Annotated in this window: 16 protein-coding genes and 1 pseudogene; 4 read left to right on the top strand and 13 right to left on the bottom strand. The window is 63.9% G+C overall.

Annotated elements, in window-relative coordinates:
- The 8 genes from ACH107_RS21620 to ACH107_RS21585 form a co-directional block, all read right to left on the bottom strand.
- A partial coding sequence (locus ACH107_RS21620) for an aldehyde dehydrogenase family protein (RefSeq protein WP_412507565.1) occupies nucleotides 1-1,486 on the bottom strand: 1,486 nt, incomplete at its 3' end.
- Nucleotides 1,486-2,757, bottom strand: coding sequence for an aspartate aminotransferase family protein (locus tag ACH107_RS21615; RefSeq protein ID WP_412507564.1), 1,272 nt, complete (start codon nucleotides 2,755-2,757; stop codon nucleotides 1,486-1,488). The genes ACH107_RS21620 and ACH107_RS21615, both read right to left, overlap by 1 nt.
- Before the next feature lie 87 nt (nucleotides 2,758-2,844).
- Nucleotides 2,845-3,846, bottom strand: a complete 1,002-nt coding sequence (locus tag ACH107_RS21610) for a phosphotransferase enzyme family protein (RefSeq protein WP_412507563.1) — start codon at nucleotides 3,844-3,846, stop codon at nucleotides 2,845-2,847.
- Between the two features lie 30 nt (nucleotides 3,847-3,876).
- Nucleotides 3,877-4,656, bottom strand: a complete 780-nt coding sequence (gene fabG, locus ACH107_RS21605; protein WP_412507562.1) for a 3-oxoacyl-ACP reductase FabG — start codon at nucleotides 4,654-4,656, stop codon at nucleotides 3,877-3,879.
- A gap of 27 nt (nucleotides 4,657-4,683) precedes the next feature.
- Nucleotides 4,684-5,499, bottom strand: coding sequence for an ABC transporter permease (locus ACH107_RS21600; RefSeq protein ID WP_412507561.1), 816 nt, complete (start codon nucleotides 5,497-5,499; stop codon nucleotides 4,684-4,686).
- Nucleotides 5,499-6,353: an ABC transporter permease gene (locus ACH107_RS21595; protein WP_412507560.1), complete on the bottom strand. Its 855-nt coding sequence runs from the start codon at nucleotides 6,351-6,353 to the stop codon at nucleotides 5,499-5,501. Before ACH107_RS21595 ends, ACH107_RS21600 begins: the two co-directional genes overlap by 1 nt.
- Nucleotides 6,350-7,441: an ABC transporter ATP-binding protein gene (locus ACH107_RS21590; RefSeq protein WP_412507559.1), complete on the bottom strand. Its 1,092-nt coding sequence runs from the start codon at nucleotides 7,439-7,441 to the stop codon at nucleotides 6,350-6,352. The genes ACH107_RS21595 and ACH107_RS21590 overlap by 4 nt, the downstream gene beginning before the upstream one ends.
- A 75-nt stretch (nucleotides 7,442-7,516) precedes the next feature.
- Nucleotides 7,517-8,650 carry an ABC transporter substrate-binding protein gene (locus tag ACH107_RS21585; RefSeq protein WP_412507558.1) on the bottom strand — a complete coding sequence of 378 codons (1,134 nt, stop codon included), beginning with the start codon at nucleotides 8,648-8,650 and terminating at the stop codon, nucleotides 7,517-7,519.
- On the opposite strand from ACH107_RS21585, the gene ACH107_RS21580 reads away from it, so the two are divergent.
- On the top strand, nucleotides 8,640-9,956 hold the full coding sequence (locus tag ACH107_RS21580; RefSeq protein ID WP_412507557.1) for an AraC family transcriptional regulator: 1,317 nt from the start codon (nucleotides 8,640-8,642) through the stop codon (nucleotides 9,954-9,956). The genes ACH107_RS21585 and ACH107_RS21580 overlap by 11 nt on opposite strands.
- Nucleotides 9,957-10,119: 163 nt before the next feature.
- Here the strand turns inward: ACH107_RS21580 and ACH107_RS21575 are convergent, their stop codons facing one another.
- Both ACH107_RS21575 and ACH107_RS21570 read right to left on the bottom strand, forming a co-directional pair.
- Entirely contained in the window at nucleotides 10,120-10,551 is a 432-nt protein-coding gene (locus ACH107_RS21575; protein ID WP_412507556.1) for a DUF6691 family protein, read from the bottom strand.
- 3 nt (nucleotides 10,552-10,554) lie between these two features.
- A complete protein-coding gene (locus ACH107_RS21570) occupies nucleotides 10,555-10,989 on the bottom strand; it encodes a YeeE/YedE family protein (protein ID WP_412507555.1) in 435 nt (144 codons plus the stop codon).
- Nucleotides 10,990-11,389: 400 nt separating this feature from the next.
- Here ACH107_RS21570 and ACH107_RS21565 point away from each other — a divergent pair, with 400 nt between their 5' ends.
- A complete protein-coding gene (locus ACH107_RS21565) occupies nucleotides 11,390-11,701 on the top strand; it encodes a hypothetical protein (protein WP_412507554.1) in 312 nt (103 codons plus the stop codon).
- Between the two features lie 34 nt (nucleotides 11,702-11,735).
- Nucleotides 11,736-12,884, top strand: coding sequence for an iron-containing alcohol dehydrogenase (locus tag ACH107_RS21560; protein ID WP_412507566.1), 1,149 nt, complete (start codon nucleotides 11,736-11,738; stop codon nucleotides 12,882-12,884).
- Between the two features lie 448 nt (nucleotides 12,885-13,332).
- Here the strand turns inward: ACH107_RS21560 and eda are convergent, their stop codons facing one another.
- The 3 genes and pseudogenes from eda to ACH107_RS21545 form a co-directional block, all read right to left on the bottom strand.
- Nucleotides 13,333-13,977, bottom strand: a complete 645-nt coding sequence (eda, locus tag ACH107_RS21555) for a bifunctional 4-hydroxy-2-oxoglutarate aldolase/2-dehydro-3-deoxy-phosphogluconate aldolase (RefSeq protein WP_412507553.1) — start codon at nucleotides 13,975-13,977, stop codon at nucleotides 13,333-13,335.
- A 3-nt stretch (nucleotides 13,978-13,980) separates the two neighbouring features.
- Nucleotides 13,981-15,789, bottom strand: coding sequence for a phosphogluconate dehydratase (edd, locus tag ACH107_RS21550; RefSeq protein WP_412507552.1), 1,809 nt, complete (start codon nucleotides 15,787-15,789; stop codon nucleotides 13,981-13,983).
- 379 nt (nucleotides 15,790-16,168) lie between these two features.
- Nucleotides 16,169-16,423 (bottom strand): annotated as a pseudogene (locus ACH107_RS21545) (transposase); the annotation flags it as partial.
- Between the two features lie 186 nt (nucleotides 16,424-16,609).
- Here ACH107_RS21545 and ACH107_RS21540 point away from each other — a divergent pair.
- On the top strand, nucleotides 16,610-17,618 hold a 1,009-nt coding region (locus tag ACH107_RS21540), incomplete at its 3' end, for an AAA family ATPase (protein ID WP_412507551.1).

Genomic DNA, 17,618 nt, shown 5'->3' with positions numbered 1-17,618 from the left:
GCGGCGATGGCGCCGCGCGGGGCGCCGCGCTGCCGGGCACGCCATCGGACGGGGCTTCGGGCAATGCCCCGCTGAAATCCTGTCCGAGCCCGTGGTAGGATCCGAAAGGTTCGTCCGTGCCCGACGCATGGGCAATGCGGGTCCAGTGCACCAGGTGTTGCGGCCCGACGTTCTCGCCGATGGATGACCGTCCGAAATACCCCGTCCCCACGGTGAAAGTCGGCGCAAGATTGGTGGCAAACCCAGACGCCCCCTGCGAACAGGGCGCGTTGACGACCACGCGGTAGGCCTCGACCTTCTGTGCATAGGCCATGTTGAGGGCCGGATCGGTTGAATGGATTGCGGCCGAGTGCCCTGCCCCGGTCATGCGCAACACGGCGCGGGCCTGGTCGAGGGCCTGCTTTCGGTTCTTCGCAACGTGAAGCGCGAGAACGGGGCAGAGTTTCTCGCGGCTCAGGCGTTCCTCGACACCGATCTGCGCGATCGGCGCAACAAGGATGCGTGTCCCCTGCGGGACCTTGATACCCGCCTCCTGCGCGATCCAGCCCGCATCGCGGCCCACCATTTCGACATTGAACCCGCGCTCATGGAACAGCAACCGGCGCAGGCGCTCCGTTTCCTCCTCGTCGCAGAGATGCCCCCCCTGCGACCGCAGGGCGCGCCTGACTTGATCCTCGACCGCGGGCAGCGTGATCAGGACGCTTTCATTGGTGCACAGGATCGAGTTGTCGAAACTCTTGGAGTCGACGATGCACTTGGCCGCCTTCGCCATGTCGGCGGTTTCATCCACCAGAACAGGCGCATTGCCCGGCCCCACGCCGATTGCTGGGTTGGAAGATGAATAGGCCGCGCGCACCATTGCCGTACCCCCGGTCGCGAGGATCACGTTCGTCCGGCCCGATTGCATCAGCGTCTCGATCATCGGGATCGACGGCTTGTCGAGTATCTGGATGATCCCGTCCGGCGCCCCGGCCGCGGTGGCGGCCTCCGCCAGCAGGTGAGCGGCTTCGATGCTGCATTTCCGGGCGGCCGGATGCGGGCTGATGACGATCGCGTTGCGCGTCATCAGGGCGATCAGCACCTTGAAATTCAGGGTCGCGATCGGGTTCGTGGAGGGCGTCAGCGCAAAGACCACACCAGCCGGGCGCGGCAGCTCGACGAGTTTCCTGTCCTCGTCGATGCGCGGGTTGATGAAGTCCTGGTCGCGGTAGAAATCCACCAGCGGCCGGGCCGTCAGCTCGTTCTTGAGCTTCTTGTGCTCGGCCACGCCAAAGCCCGTTTCGGCCACCGCGTCCTCGGCAAACCGGGCAGCGTTCTCATGGGCACAGGCGGCAACGGCATCGACGATCGCCATCGTCGCGGCCCGGTCGTACCGTTGGAATACCGCGGCGGCCCAGTGCGCGCGTTCCAGCAGCATCTCGGCACGCCCCTCGAGCGCCGCCTTGCTGTCGGAAATATCGACAAGTGTTCGGATTTCCGGTTCCATCACACCATCCTCCGGCGGTCACCCATGACGTCCTTGCGCGCCAGCCCAACCGCGATTTCCACACGGCGCAGCAGCTCCTCGGCCTCGGCCTGCGTCATCAGAAGCCCGGGCTTGAACTGCAGAACCCGCGCATCGAGCGTCGAGAAAATGGCCCAGACCCCGTTTTCGTACAGATGCTTCATCACCGGCTTGGCGCCCTGCTCATGGTTGAATTCGAGCCCCATCACCACGCCGTGCTGCCGGATACCGATGAAGAAATCCGAGTACTCTGCCATGATCCGTTCCAGCCCGTCGCGGATGAAGTCCGATATGAACCGCACCATCGACCGGATTTCCGGGCGCTGCAGGATCTCGAGCGTCTTCATCGACACGATGCAGCCCAATTCGGCCCCGCCGGCGGTGGAGATGTGGCCGAAACCGTCCTCCTTGAGCCAGCCCGCCGCGTGCTCGGCGATCAGGCAGCAGGCGATCGGGTACATGCCGCCGGTGATGCCTTTGCCGGTGACCATGATGTCGGGCTGGATGCCGTAGCGCATGCAGCCCCACATTTCGCCCGTGCGCATCAGGCCCGTCTGCACCTCGTCGGCGATGTAGAGCGCGTCGTACCGCTCGCACAGTTTCTTGACACCCGGCAGGTACCCCTCGTGGGGCATCGGGAAGCCGTAGGTGGCCGGGATCGTCTCCATGATGACGGCGGCCACGTCGCGGCCCTTCAGCGCCTCTTCCATCGCGTTCAGGTCGTTGAACGGCACCTGCACGAATTCCCCGTGGGTGTCCTCGGACAGGAACAGCTTCGAGAACCGTTCGTCGCCCGTCTTGACCGCGAGGCCGGTATGGCCGTGATACGCCTTGATGATCGAGACGATCTTGCGCTTCTTGGTGGCATGGCGTGCCGTCTTGAGCGCGATGTCGATGGCTTCCGCCCCGCCCGCGCCGTAGGCCGTGTAGTGCATGCCGGGCGTCGGCGCGCAGGCCGCCAGAGCCTCGGCCAGCGCGGTGCGGGCCAGCGCGGGGAAATGGTGGTTGCCCATGTCGAAGCGTTCGGTTCCCGCCTTGAGAACCTCGACCAGTTCAGGGTGACGGTGGCCCAGGTTGTAGGTGCCGCCGTTTAGGTGCGCGTCGATGAGCCGACGGCCGTCCATGTCGTACAGGTAATAGCGTTCCCGACGGTCGATCACCAAATCGACGCCCATGTCCTGCCAGTCCTGGGTCTTGCCCGGGTTCCAGAACTCTTTGGACCGTTGCAGGAAGTCCAACTTTTCCTGGCTCATGTCGGGACCTCGTCATTGCGTTCGCATTCATACTCAGCGATTCTGCCGGCGCCCGCTTGACAGGCGCGACACCGCGATTGACACCCGTCAGCCAAGTTTCGACAGGTAGCTTTCGGCCAGTTCCGCGGATACGCGGGCAAAATCCGGCGCCAGCTCCTGCGGCTCGGGCGCCTCGATATGGCTGCCGATCCAGGCCAGCAGCGCCAGACGGCGCAGCATCACGAAACTGTCGATCTCGCGCTCTTCGGCAGCGGACAAGTCGCGCACCTTGCGGTAGCCCCGCACCCATGCCTCGCGCAGGCGCGGCACGCTCGGATGGTCCTCCATGAAGGAAATGCCCGTCGCGAAATCGTACAGGAACCAACCGAAACCGCAGTCGTCAAAATCGATCAGCCGCGTTCCGTTGTCCCCGATCAACAGGTTGGCCAGCCGCATGTCGGCATGGATCAGCCCGTACTGCTCGGGGCCGCTGCCAAAGGACGACAGCCGCCGCTTGACCGTTTCCTCCGCGCGGGCGAGGACCTTCTCGATTTCGGGGGTCACGTTGGGCGCGTCGCGCCAGTGGCCCCATGTCGGCGCATCGCCCAAAACGGTTTCAAGATTCCATGTCAACCGCTCGAACGGCTGTGGCCGTTGCCAGCCGATGGAATGCAGATGGGTGCGCGCCGCGATCTCGCCCAGTTCCTCGAACGGCCCTTCCAGATCGTGGCTTTCATCGGGCTGGTCGCCGTCGACGAACTCGAAAAGCACCATGTAACGCGGATAAGGCAGCCCCTGCGGCTGGCCCTGCTGGATCACCTCGCCGTCGCGCCCGGTGTAGGCGCCGGGCGTCATGACCTCGCTTTCGCGGTCCAGCGCGTGCGACCAATCCAGCTCGCACTCGATCGCGCGCCGGCTGTGGTAGTTCTCGCGATGGATGCGGAGGATGGATTTGTGCCCGCTCCCCTCGACCAGGTAGGTCGCGTTCTCGGACACGTTGATCAGCCGCGCCGTCGCGTCATCGGGAATGTCCCACAATGACAGCGAGTCATTTGCCAATACTTCAAGGTGCTCGAGCTGCTGCTCGAGCGGCATGTCGGTCGTCGCCATGACTTGTCTCCCTCGCCGTTAAGCTGCCGCTCAGATTTCTTCCATCGCCTCCAGCGACTCGGGAAGTATCTGGCCACCATCCACGACGACTTGCTGGCCGGTGATGTAGCCCGCCTCGTCCGAGGCGAAGAACAGCGCGGCATTACCGATATCCTCGACATCGCCAAGACGCTTGAGCGGGATCGACGCCGCCATCGTGTCAAGGTACTCCTGCCCAAGATCCTGCAGGCCCTCGGTATAGATGTTGCCCGGCATCACCGCGTTTATCGTGGTGTTGTAGCGCGACAGCTCCATCGCGGCGGTCTTGAGGAACCCGAGTTGCCCGCTTTTGGACGCCCCGTAATGCGTCCAGCCGGGGAAGCCGGTGACCGGGCCGGTGATCGACGATGTCAGCACGACACGGCCCTTGCCCGCTTTCTCGAACTGCGGGATCGCGGCCTTCACCGCCAGGAACGAGGACCGCAGGTTCGTCGCCAGCACCTTGTCCCATTCGTCGACGTCCATGTCGACCATCTTGGTCTGTGGGAATACGCCAGCATTGGCGCACAGGATATCCAGCCCGCCCTGTGCGGCGACTGCTCCGTTGACCATGTCCTGAACGCTTCCCCAATCGCTGACGTCGCACTCCGTCCAGCGGGCATCGCCGCCCACGGAATTGAGGTGGTCCACCGCGGCCTCGCCGGCTTCCTTGCCGCGCGACGCCACCGTCACCTTTGCGCCCTGCTTCGAAAAGACCCGCGCGATCCCGAGCCCGATCCCCTTGGAGCCGCCGGTCACGATGACGCTTTTACCCTTGATTGACGTGAGCATGGTTGTGTCCTCCCTTGTATGGTTTTCTCAGGTGTGTCCCCCCGCATCCCCCGGCCGGACGGCCCGGTAGAAGCGGAAGATTACGATGGCCGCGATCAGAAGCAGGATGGAAACCGCGATCGACAGGATGCCCACTGTGGGCACCAGAGGTGAGTACCCCGACACCATCTTGGCATACAGCCATTCCGGCAACGTCGAATCCGCCCCCGTGGTGAACAGCGATAGCGGGAAATTTCCCCAGCTCAGCAGGAATGCGAACAGCCCGGCTGAGACGACCCCCGGCATGAGAAGCGGCAGCGTGACCTCGCGCAGGATCGTGAAGGTCGAGGCCCCCATGTCGCGCGCGGCCTCCTCCAGCGAAGGGTCGAAACTGTAGGCACGAATCGCGATGATGAGGGTCGCGATCGGGGCGATCCAGACCAGATGGGCGACAACCGCCGTTTTCCAGCTGGGAATGACCCCGAGCGAGTTGAACCACATTAGCAGCGACAGCCCCAGAACCGCCTGCGGAAAGAAGATCGGCAGCAGGATCAACTTCTGGAAGACGCTGCGGAACCGCCAGTGATACCGGGCGAAGGCAAGCGCGCCGAAGAAACCCGCCACCATCGAGATGACCGTGACGATCACCGCGACCTTGAGCGAGGTGGCCAGCAGGTCGCTGACGGTAGAGCTGTTGAAGGCGTCGGAATACCATTCGAACGCGTAGCGACGGATCGGGAACGACAGGTAGCGCGACTTGGACACCGAGGCGAAGCCGACGGAGACCAGCGGCAGGTACAGGATCGCGATCGTGACAAGGCCGTAGATCATCAGGGCGAGGCGTGCGGCAGGGCTGGTTTTCATCAGCGTTTCCTTCCCATGATCGCGTCAAGGTCGATCCGCGATATCGCGAAGATGGCCAGCGACCCGATGATCAGGATGAGCACCATCGACAGCGCCGATCCGAGCGGCCAGTCCTGACCATAGGTGAAGGCGGATTCGATATCGTCCGCGATCACGATCACGGATCGTCCCCCGAGCAGCTTGGCCTCGGCCAGCGCGCCGGCCGACAGCACGAAGCACAACAGGCTGCCCACCATGATTCCCGGGGCCGCCAGCGGCAGGTCGATTTCCATGAGCACGCGCCACTTGGACGCCCCGAGGTCCGAGGCCGCCTGCCGCGCGTCATCGGGCACCATCGAGATGCCCTGCGCCAGCGGGAAGAGCATGAACGGGAAGTACACGTATACCAGCCCGAAGACGATGATCCCGGCATTGTAGAGCGGGCTGTCGAATCCCATGCCCGTCCATGCCCGCAGATGCCCCTCGACAAGGCCGCCCTTCATCAGCGTCAGCACCCAGCCGAACAGCCGGATGTTCTCGGACACGAAAAGGTTTATCACCACCGCGATCGTGACAACGAGCGTGAAGCGCCCGAACACCTTGGCCATGCCGAAGGCAAGCGGCCAGCATATGAAGAACAGCAGCACCGTCGCCATCGCCGCCATGCCCAGCGACCATAACAGCGACTTGTAGTAGCCCTGTTCGACAAGAACCTTGTAGGCCGAGAAATCCGGCACGTGGCCAAAGTCAAATACCTTTTGCGGCATGGTCGAGAATATCGCCACAACCCCCAACGGCGCCGCGAAACAGAAAACGAGGATCACGACCAGCGGCACGGAGGAAAGGAAACCGAGCTTGCCATCCCGATCGGTCACGACGCGGCCTCCTTGATCAGGTGGGTATGGTCGGTGTCCCAGCCCAGCACGACATCCTCGCCGATCTCCCCGTCGAAGCGATCCTCGCGAAGTTTCTCGACCGTCAGGCGCGCGCCGTTGGCCGCCTCGACCTCGTATTGGATGCGCGACCCGAGGGCATATTCCGCGCGCAGCACCCCGCGCACGACGAAATCGGACGTCACACCGGGTGTCATGAAGCGGACGAATTCCGGGCGCACCATGAGAACGGCATGCTGGCCCTGCGGCATCGTGATCCCGCAATCCGAGGTGTCACCGTTCACGTGGATCTCGACACCTTCGCTGCGCAGCCCGCCCTTGGCCGTTCCTTCCACGTCGAAAAGATTGACCTCGCCCATGAAGCTGGCGACGAAGCGGCTGACCGGGCGGGCATAGATTTCGTCGGCCGTGGCGATCTGTTCGAATCGACCCTCGCGCATGATGGCGATACGGTCCGACATGACCATCGCCTCCTCGAGCGAGTGAGTGATGTAGACGAAGGTCTTGCCGGTGCGTTCGTGCAGGTCCTTCAATTCCTTTTCCAGCGCCTTTCTCAGGCGGTAATCCAGCGCGGAAAGCGGTTCGTCGAAAAAAAGTATCTCGGGATCGAAAGCAAGCGCCCGGGCCAGTGCCACGCGCTGCTTCTCCCCGCCCGAGCACTGCGAGATGCTCTTGCCGTAATAGCTTTCGGGCAGGTGCAGAAGGTTCAGCAATTCCACGGCGCGCTGCTTGCGCACGTCAGGGGCAACGCCGCGGATCTTTAGCGGGAACTCGATGTTGGCGCCCACGCTCTTGTGCGGGAACAGCGCGAGGGACTGGAACACCATGCAGGTGGGCCGCTTGTCGGCCGGGGTGGTGTCGATTCGCTCACCGCGCAGCCTTATCTGGCCCGCGCTCGGGTCATCCATGCCGACCAGCAGGCGGATCAATGTCGATTTGCCGGATCCGGACGGCCCCACGATCGTCAGGAATTCGCCGTCCTGGATATCCAGGTCGATCCCGTGAAGCGCGGTGAAATTGCCAAAGTTTTTGACCACACCTTCGAGGGTCAGGATTGGTTCACTGGGCATGGAACACCGTAATTTGTATGACTGCATGACGATCCCGGCGACCGAACGCCGGGATCGCGCTCGGCACGGCGGACGTTAGCCGCGACGGGCCTGCGTGTAGACGTCGATCAGCGTGTCGTAGGATGTCACGACCGAGTAATCGAGCGATCGCGCCATTTCCTCTTCAAGGCTGTCCCACTGGATGGCGTCGAGTTCCTCGGCATCGAAGGTGGACATCACCGCGTCGTTGCCCATCTGCGCGACGGGGTTGTACGTCCCCTCCGAGAAAGCGACCTGCTTGCAGATATCAGGCTTCTGCACGAACTCCAGGAAATCTTCCGCCAGACTTGACGGATCGGGGTTATTGACGGCCGAAGTCAGCTCAATCCAGACGACACCGCCCTTGCCGTCCACGGGGCCCGAATTGGGCGTGACCGCCCGGATATTGGTCAATCCGTCCAGACGTGCGGGCGAGGCCGTGTAGGTGCCGCCGGTGAAATACGCGTCGATTTCGCCGTTTATCAGCGCCGTGTTCATGGCAACGAGGTCATCGGTCAGCAGCGTCGCCCCGCCGAAGATCGCGTTCGCCGTTTCGCGGAACTTGTCCAGATCACCACCTTCCACGGCTTCGAACGGGTTCAGCCCCGCCGTGAGGCACAGGTGGATGATGTTCCAGTTGTCATAGGTCAACACGCCGTAGCGATCCTTCATCGCCGGGTCGAGGAACAGGTTCCACCCTTCCTTCTCGGCCGTCTCGCGGCTGATCTTGTCGGTATTGATCACGAAGGAGAACGGCCCGAAACGCTGTGGCATTCCGATCAGCTTCCCGGCATCGGCGAAAGACAGGGGATAAGGGTCGGAAAAGCCGGGGAGCATCCTGTCGAAATAGGGCATGAACCGATCCTTGCTCAGCGGCTTGATCAGGTCCTCGGGATACAGCTGGTCCCGCGCCCAGGGCTGGTTGACGTTGATGAGGTCCCAGACATTCACCTCGCCCGCGCGCAGCTTGTTGATCATGCTGGGGTCCGAGGTCCCGCTCTCGGCCCGCACGGTTGCGTCGGGGTGCATCTCGCGGAATGGGCCGAGGACATCGTCGCTGTTGTAGCCTTCCCAGCACAGAATATTCATCCGATCCGAGCGGGCGGCGTGCGCCTTCGAAAGCGGGGACATCGCCCCGGCGCCGACAAGCCCCGCCAGACCTGCGTTGAAGTTGCGTCGTGTGAGTTTCATCGTTTTCTCCCAGTTTGGACCTTTGGCATTCACGAGCCCTCTTTTGCGGTCGGGACCCTTGCCCACTCACTCTGTGCCGGGAAAGCCATCATTGCTTGACAGGCACCGACCCAAATTTAACACCTGTGTGAAACCGACGCATCGCCGACGAAATGCAGTGTTGACAGGCCGTGCCCGCGCCACCCAAGATCGAACCGGTGAAGGTGCGGCTGCCGGCTACCCCTTGTTTTACCGGGTTCACTGGACAGTCAGGCGCCCGATGGAGAACGCTATGAACGTGTCGCATTCCATTTCAACCAGATCGCCCTCGAAGGTGTTGGCATCGGCGACAACCGGCGCGGCCGAGCTTTTCTCGCGATTCGGCGGGGATGTTGATCGCATCTTCGGGCAAGCCGGCATCGATATCGACGAGACCGCCGATCCGGTCAACGAACTGAACCTCGAGCAATATTGCCGCCTGTTCGAGACCGCGGCCAGCAACACCGACAACGAAACCATCGGCCTTGAATTCGGCCGGCATTTTCAGCCCAAGCAGCTCGGCGCGTTGGGTTATGCCGCGATTTCGTCCCCGACCCTGTCCGCGGCCGTGCGCAACATGGAGGCGTTTTTTCCGGCGCACCAGAACCAGACGAGCTTCACGCTCATCCAGGACAGCGGCGTTCTCTGGTTGAGTTATCACATCCTCGACCCGCGGATCGAGAACCGGCGGCAGGATGCGGAGCTGTCGCTCGGCATGTTCTGCAATATCTTTCGCTCCGCGCTTGGCGAGGACTGGTCGCCGCTGGAAGTCCGTTTCGAACACGACGGTCCCGCAGGCGGTGGCGCGCATTCGGCCGCTTTCCGCGCCCCTGTCCGTTTCGGGCGCCGGACCAATGCGTTCGCGTTCCGACGGCGCGACCTTGATGCACGGATGCCGGAGGCTGATCCTTACCTGTTTTCGATCATACGACCGTTCCTCGAGCAGCGCTGCCAGAAACTGGAGGCGCCGGAAGATTTCGCGACCATCGTGCGCGACCAGATCAAGATGAACCTCAGCAGCGCAGCCCCCATCCCGCAGGAGATCGCCAAGGCGCTCGGGATGACAGATCTCGAATTCCGCAAGGAACTCAAAAGGCACAGCGTCCATTTCAACGACCTCGTCAAGGCCGCGCGAGAGGAACTGGCCCTGCATTATCTGAGCGAATCCGACATGCCGCTGACGGAAATCGCCCTGAACCTCGGCTACTCGGAACTGTCCGCCTTCTCGAGGGCCTTTCGCAACTGGGCCGGCATGAGCCCCCAGAGGTACAGGCGACTGCACACCTGAACCGGGCCCCGCGATCCACCGGTTGCCCCGGTGTCGGACGCTGACTCGTCAAGGAAAGTCGCGCAACACGTTTTTGGCGGGACGGCGAGACCGGGCCGATCGTTTGCGGCGTAACGGGACATTACGCATCCGGCTGATATCCCGTTACGCACCTTTCGCAGTTTTACGCGGCGGAACGAGTAGCGGCACGGGATTGAACGCCCCGGGCGATCGCGACTCCTGCCAGCACACATGCAAGAAACAGGGCGACTTCCCAGCGTCCCGTCCCCAGGGCCGGTATTGCCCCGCCGGGGCAAAATCCCGAGAGGCCCCAACCGACACCGAACAGTGCGGAGCCACCGACCAGCCGGCGATCGATCGCGGAACTGGCGGGCAAGTGGAAACGCTCGGACATGATCGGCCTGTCACGCGCCAGAACAAGGCGATAGCCGAGGAAAGTAACGGCCAGCGCGCCCCCCATGACGAAAATAAGGGACGGGTCCCACGCGCCTGCCACATCGAAGAAATTCAAAACCTTGGCCGGGTTCGCCATTCCCGAGATGGAGATGCCCACGCCGAAGATCAGTCCGATCAGATATGTTACGACAAGTCGCATGCCTCAGCCTCCGACGATGTGGCGAACGACGAAAACTGTCGCCGCCGTCGTTATCATGAATGTCACCGTCGCAACGATTGACCGGGGGGACACCCGCGCCATGCCGCAGACACCGTGACCCGACGTGCAGCCCGAGCCGAACGTGACCCCGATACCCACCAGGACCCCGCCAAGGGCGAACATGCCCGTGGAATTCTGCACCCTTATCTCGGGCATCTCACCGGATATCGCGTAGACCGCCAGTGGACCGCTGATCATGCCAAGCAACAACGACGCGCGCCATCGCCGCTCACCGGGGCCCGCCGGCCAGACGACACCCGAAAGGATCCCGGTCGCGCCCATGATACGCCCGAGTGTTGCCATGACCAGGACGGCGGCGCCCCCGATCAGTGCACCGCCCGCCAGCGACTGAAGCGGGGTGAACTCTGTTTCGATCATTGAACGGCTGGCTCCTTGTTTTGAAGCTGGTTTTTACGCCCCCGGCGCGAATTCGGCAGGAAGCGGGTTTCTGACGTCTTGAACATATCAGGTCATTCCTTGATGCTCGACTCTGTGGAGGGATGCGACCCGGCGCAGTGATTTTACGCATGCCGAGGCGCAAGCCATCATATTCAATTTTTTATATGTATTTGACCCTGTCTCCTGCAACCCCTTCCTGATCGAATGCAACAATAAATGCGCTAACCCATGTCCTCCGCCGTCCTGCCTCACGATTGCCGGGCTTTAAAATAGCGTGGGGAGGCCTCACAGGGAAAACACGGTACAGTTCCTTGCGCTGGCCCTGATCGCGTCAAAGGCATCCGGCGCGCCATCGAAACTTGGGATGACAGGTTCCACCATGTCGGCTTCCATCAAAGCCGTGAACGCGTATTTCAACGAAAAGCTCACCGCTAACGATCGCCAAAATCTTGCTCGGGGTCGTGCGGCTGCGTGGTGTTCGGCCAACAGGTCGGCCGACACGCGCGTTCATGCCGTCGGCGTCGACGAGGCCGCGGACGGGACGACGAAGTGTTTGCCGACGCCCCGCAACCCGATTGCCCTGAGCTCTGCCTATCGACCGCGCAGCGCAAGGTCTGCATGCTTGGCGCGCCTCGGCTTGCCTTCGGCGGCGCTTGCGGCCATGTCTCCGATGCGCAAGTCGCGCGCGTGACCATGGCCAGCACCGGAGATTCATCTTCATGACAATGCCCTGCTTCACCTTCGCCACCGCCGGACAGATCCATTTCGGGCGAGGCAAGGCGGCCACGACGGTGCCGAAGCTGGCCTCGCTCCACGCCCGGATCCTGCTCATCACAGGGTCCGATACCGCACGGGCGGGCTGGCTGATCGACGCGCTGGAGGCCGAGGGCGCGGACGTCGAGATCATGCCCGTATCGGGGGAGCCGACGGTGGAGGTCATCCAGGACGGCATCGCACGGGGCCGCCGGGCCGGGACCGGGGCCGTGATCGCCGTTGGCGGCGGCGCCGCGATTGACGCGGGCAAGGCCGTGGCCGCGCTGATCCCCGCGCGGCGGCCGTTGTCGGACCACCTCGAGGTCGTCGGCAAGGGCCTGCCGCTGGAGGCCAAGCCCCTGCCCTTTGCGGCCCTCCCGACAACGGCCGGTACCGGGGCAGAAGTCACAAGGAACGCCGTCATTTCCGTGCCCGACCACCGCCGAAAGGTCAGCCTGCGCGACGCGCGGATGCTGCCCGACATTGCCATCGTCGACCCTTCCCTCACCGATGGCTGCCCGCGTGATGTCACGCTGGCGTCCGGGCTGGACGCCGTGACGCAGGTGATCGAGCCGTTCCTGTGCACCCGGGCCAACCCTATGACCGATGCCATGTGCCGCGCCGCGATCCCGCAAGGGCTGGCGGCGCTCTCGGTATTGATGAACGCCCCCGATGACAGCGCGCGCGACAGCATGGCCTGGGTCAGCCTTTGCGGCGGGCTGGCGTTGGCCAATGCCGGGCTTGGCGTGGTTCACGGGTTGGCCGGGCCGCTTGGCGGCCTGTCGGGAGCGGCGCACGGGGCCATCTGCGGGGCGCTGCTGCCTCATGGCCTGGCGGCCAACGCGGCGGCGGCGCGCGACCCGGCCCTGAATGCCCGGCTGGACCAGGTGCGAGGCTGGATCGCGGCGGCGTTTGGCGGGGCCACGGATGATGCCTTTGCCACCCTCGCGGCATGGTCGGACAAGCAGGGTCTGTCCGGCCTCGACGCGCTCGGGATCACCGGCGACATGCGGGCCGGGGCGGCCGAGGCGGCGGCGGCCTCGTCGTCCATGAAAGCAAACCCCGTGACGCTGGACAAGGCTCAGCTTGCGGACATCTTGGACAGCGCGCGCACGCCGTGACTTCTCAGGAGCCTCGTCACCGCGGAGCGCGGTTTCAGTCCGGTTAGGGCTGAGCGAGATCCTGATCGGTTGCCCCAGCCCAGCCATCGCAGCCCGGCGGCTTTCAAGCGGCCGAAGTCAGCCGAAAAACAGCCCGTAGGCCCGTTTCGGCAGGCGGGTTCGATTGCAGCTATCGGCCTACCGGTGATCTGCGGCTTCCAAGGGCGGGAAAGAGCGGGACCGCCAAACGCTACCATTGCCGGTCATTCGCACAGCTCTACGCTTTAAACAGCACATGCGCAGCACCACGCAGGCACGAAGTCAATGCAGCATATCCCCTGCTGAACCGGGATGACGCAGCGATCAGCCGATGATGGTGCCGTCGCCGGGCCACTGATCCTGCATGAATCCACTACCTGCCGGCTTTCATGACACTTCTTCGGGCGTGTCGCACGGGACCGTTGCCGGCCTATCCCAACCCGGCGGCGGCCTTCGCCCGTTTCTCGATTTCGTCCCAGCCCCCGCGCGCGACGAGGTCCCTCGGCGCGATCCAACTGCCGCCGACACACAACACGTTGTCCAAGCCAAGATACTCCCCCGCATTACCCGTGCTTATACCCCCTGTCGGGCAGAAACTGATTTGGGGCAGAGGGCCCCCGAACGCTTTCAAGGCACGGGTGCCTCCGCTGGGTTCCGCCGGGAAGAACTTGAGCATGTCATACCCGCGCGCCAGCAAGCTCATCGCCTCGGATGCCGTTGCGGCACCGGGCAAAAGGGGCAGGCCTTCCTCTTCGCACGCTGCCAGCAGTTCCTCGGTTGCCCCCGGCGAAACCCCGAAGGCCGCACCGGCGCGTTTCGCCGCCCTGACGTCATCGGGCGTGATCAATGTACCGACCCCGACCTGCCCTCCGGGAACGGTGGCCATCTCCTTTGTGGCGTCCAGTGCGGCAGGTGTACGCAGAGTGACTTCGAGCGCCGGCAAACCGGCGCCGATCAGGACCTCGGCCAATGGCCGGGCCGATGACGCATCGTCAACCACAAGCACCGGCATGATCGGGGCAAGGGCGCAGAAATCACGCATCATAAGGCTTGCGTCGCGCGGCAGGATGGCCATGGATCACCCTCCGAAAACAGTTGCGCCGGACTCGGCAGTACTGACAGAACCGCGGAAAGCAGCAAAAAGTTCCCGTCCTGTACCGGCGTGGTACGCGGTCAAGTCAATGCTTGCGGCGGGGCGGGCCTCGACTTCCGGTGTCAGGACATCCAGTGTACCGGCAACGGCATCGACACGCACCAAGTCGCCATCCCGCAGTTTCGAGATCGCTCCCCCATCGAGAGCTTCGGGAGAGACATGGATCGCAGCCGGCACCTTGCCCGACGCCCCCGACATCCTGCCATCCGTCACGAGGGCAACTTTCTGCCCGCGCGCCTGGAGGATCGACAACAGCGGCGTCAGGCTGTGCAGCTCGGGCATGCCGTTGGCCTTCGGCCCCTGAAAACGCACGACGACAACCACATCGCCGGACAGCTCACGCGCCTTGAATGCTGACTTCACCTCCTCTTGATCGTTGAAAACACGCACGGGCGCCTCCACGACCTGATGTTCCGAGGCAACCGCCGAGACCTTCATGACCGCCGTACCGAGTGATCCGCTCAACCGTCTGAGGCCGCCGGTTGCCTGGAAAGGATCGCTGACCGGGCGAAGGATGGATGAATTGAGGCTTTCCCCCGGGCCCTGCCGCCAAGCCACGCTGTCGCCGTCAAGCGTGGGCTCGGTGGTGTACTGGGCCAGCCCCTCGCCGGCCACCGTGTTGGTATCAGGATGCAAGAGCCCGGCTTTCAGGAGGTCACCGATCATGTATCCAAGACCGCCGGCCGCGTGAAAATGGTTCACGTCCGCCAGCCCGTTTGGATAGACCCGCGCCATGAGCGGCGTCACCTCGCTCAGGTCAGAGAAGTCCTGCCAATCAAGCATGATCCCGCCGGCACGGGCCATCGCCACGAGGTGAATGAGCAGGTTGGTCGAGCCGCCGGTCGCGTTGAGGCCGACGATCCCGTTCACGAACGCCTTCTCGTCCAGAATGTCGCAAACCGGCGTGTAGCTGTTGCCGAGCGCGCTCAGCGACAATGCACGCCGTGCACCTTCCTGTGTCAGCGCGTCCCGCAGCGGTGTGTTCGGCGTGACGAAACTTGAGCCCGGCAGGTGCAGCCCCATGAACTCCATGAGCATTTGGTTGGTGTTGGCCGTGCCGTAGAAAGTACAGGTGCCGGGGCCGTGATAAGCCGCCATTTCGGCTTTCAGCAACGCGTCGCGCCCAACCTTGCCCTCGGCGAATTGCTGGCGCACCTTCGCCTTTTCATCATTCGACAATCCGCTTTCCATTGGCCCAGCCGGGAGGAAAACAGCCGGAAGATGCCCGAACGCTTGCGCCGCGATCACAAGGCCGGGTACGATCTTGTCGCAGACACCGAGGAATACGGCCGCGTCAAACGTGCTGTGCGAAAGCCCCACCGACGCCGCGAGGGCGATCACGTCACGCGAGAACAGGCTGAGCTCCATCCCTGTTTCACCTTGGGTAATGCCGTCGCACATCGCGGGAACGCCACCAGCCACCTGCGCCGTGCCGCCCGCGTCACGCGCCCCTTCCCTGATCAGGTCAGGGAAACGTTCGAACGGCTGATGCGCAGACAACATGTCATTGTACGCCGTGACGATCCCGAGGTTGCCTGCCGTACCCTCCATCAGGCGCGTCTTGTCCTGCCCGGACGCGGCATAAGCGTGTGCCTGCCCGCTGCACCCCAGATGCGCCCGTACTGTTCCCTTGGCCCTCGCCGCGCTCATCCGCGCCAGATACGCGCCGCGCGTTGCTTCGCTCCGCGCAATGACACGTTCGGTGACACGTTCAACGATCGGATTCAATTTCATGCATCAGCCTTTCCGCTCAATTCAAGACACCCCCGCGCCTGACCGCGGGCGGGACCATTACGCTATGGTGCCACGATCGGCCTTTCCTTGTGAACACCGCGCCCGGTTTTTTCAACGCATCCCGCGATGGCCGCTTGGCCCGTTGTTCCCGCGCAGTCCAAAGGCTCATGATCACGGTCCGGATACCTCGGGTGTCATCGATGGCCGACGGGGCGTGAACTCGCCGGGGTCTTGACCCTTCGCCAAGCCCCACCGATAGCAAGACGAACCGGCGGCGACACCGAAATCCGTCAGGTTTTTTTTCCGCCGGTAAGCGGAGTGGAGAGTGCCCCTTTCCATGGTGTAAGAAGGCCGACCTTCGGGAAGGCCCGGGTTCTGATCAGGACGCCACGGCGGGCCGCCTGACGTCAGGAGTGTCGTTCACGCGCGCGAGGGTTTCAAGGCTCATGTATCGGCGCGCGACCGTCCATTCGTCGTTGGCCTCGAGCATGATCGCGCCGACGAGCCTGATGATGGCGCCGTCGTTGGGGAGTGAGGAGGATCAGAAAACAGCGTGGGGCGCTGTTTTCCCGACGAACCCCACGACGTTGGTGCTCCGCTTGATCTCCTTGTTGACGCGCTCCAGCGGGTTGGACCGCGGCAGAGCCTCGATGACCCCCTGCACGCGCTCGGGCTTGCCGACACTGTCCCGGACAAGGGTCCGGACACGACGCCCGGCACCGCCGCCGCCTGAACTTTCTACATCTTCAATGCCCCCAACCTGGCGCGTGATGGCGCGCCCGGGGCGGCCCCGCCATGCCCGACTTTGAGAGGATTTCCCATGTCCGAGACACCGACACACCAAGACCTTCCCGGCTTCACTGATGCCATCGCGCAGCTGCGCCGCGCCGCGCCTGCGCGGGCCGATATCGACGACCTTTATGCCGATGCCTTCGACGACCCGCTGCCCGAGATCCCGGTCAGCGCCGCGATGCTGCGCGCGTTGCTGTCCGAGATCCATGACGTCACCGAGCCCGCATTCGATCTCTCCGACGCCGACGCGGCCGGGCTGTCGGACCTCGCCGCCATCTTCGCCGCGCCCGACATCGACGCGGCTCAGTCCGAGCTTGCCCGGCTCACCACCCCGGACACGAAGCCCGGACAGGTCACGCTCGCCGATGTCCACGGCCAACCCGCCGCCAAACAGGCACTCGAAGACCTCTGTGCCGATCTCGCGGACTGGCGCGCCGGTGCCCTCGACTGGTCCGAAGTCATCAGGTCATTCCTGCTGCATGGCCCGCCCGGCAACGGCAAGACGATGCTGGCGACAGCCTTGTCCGGGTCCGCGGGCGTGCCCCTATTCGCGACCAGCTACGCCGACAACCAGCGGCTGGGCCATCAAGGCGACATGCTGAAAGGCCTGACCGAGGCCGTCACCCGCGCCTGCGCCACCGCGCCGAGCGTCTTCTTCATCGACGAAATCGATGCCTTCTACACCCGCGGACAGAGCCACAACGGCTATATGATCGGTGTCGTCACCGGCCTGCTGACCCAGCTCGACCGCCTGATGAAGACCGAGGGCGTGATCGTGCTCGCTGCCACGAATTTTCCGGACACCGTCGACCCCGCGATCCGGCGCGCGGGGCGGTTTGACCGGCACATCCCCGTCACGCCCCCCGACCGCGCCGGGGTGCAGGCCATCCTCGCCGGTGCCATTCCGGACATCCCCGCGCAGGATCTCGCCCGGTTGACGGACCGGCTTCTCGGACAGAGCGGCGCCGAGATCACGGCCCTTGTCCGCGCCGCTCGCACCCGCGCACGCCGCCGTGGGGCCGCCCTCGCGCCCTACG

The organism is Roseovarius halophilus (ex Wu et al. 2025) (assembly GCF_047086965.1).
Note: the sequence above shows the minus strand (reverse complement) of the source record. Positions and strands in the feature narration are given on the sequence as shown.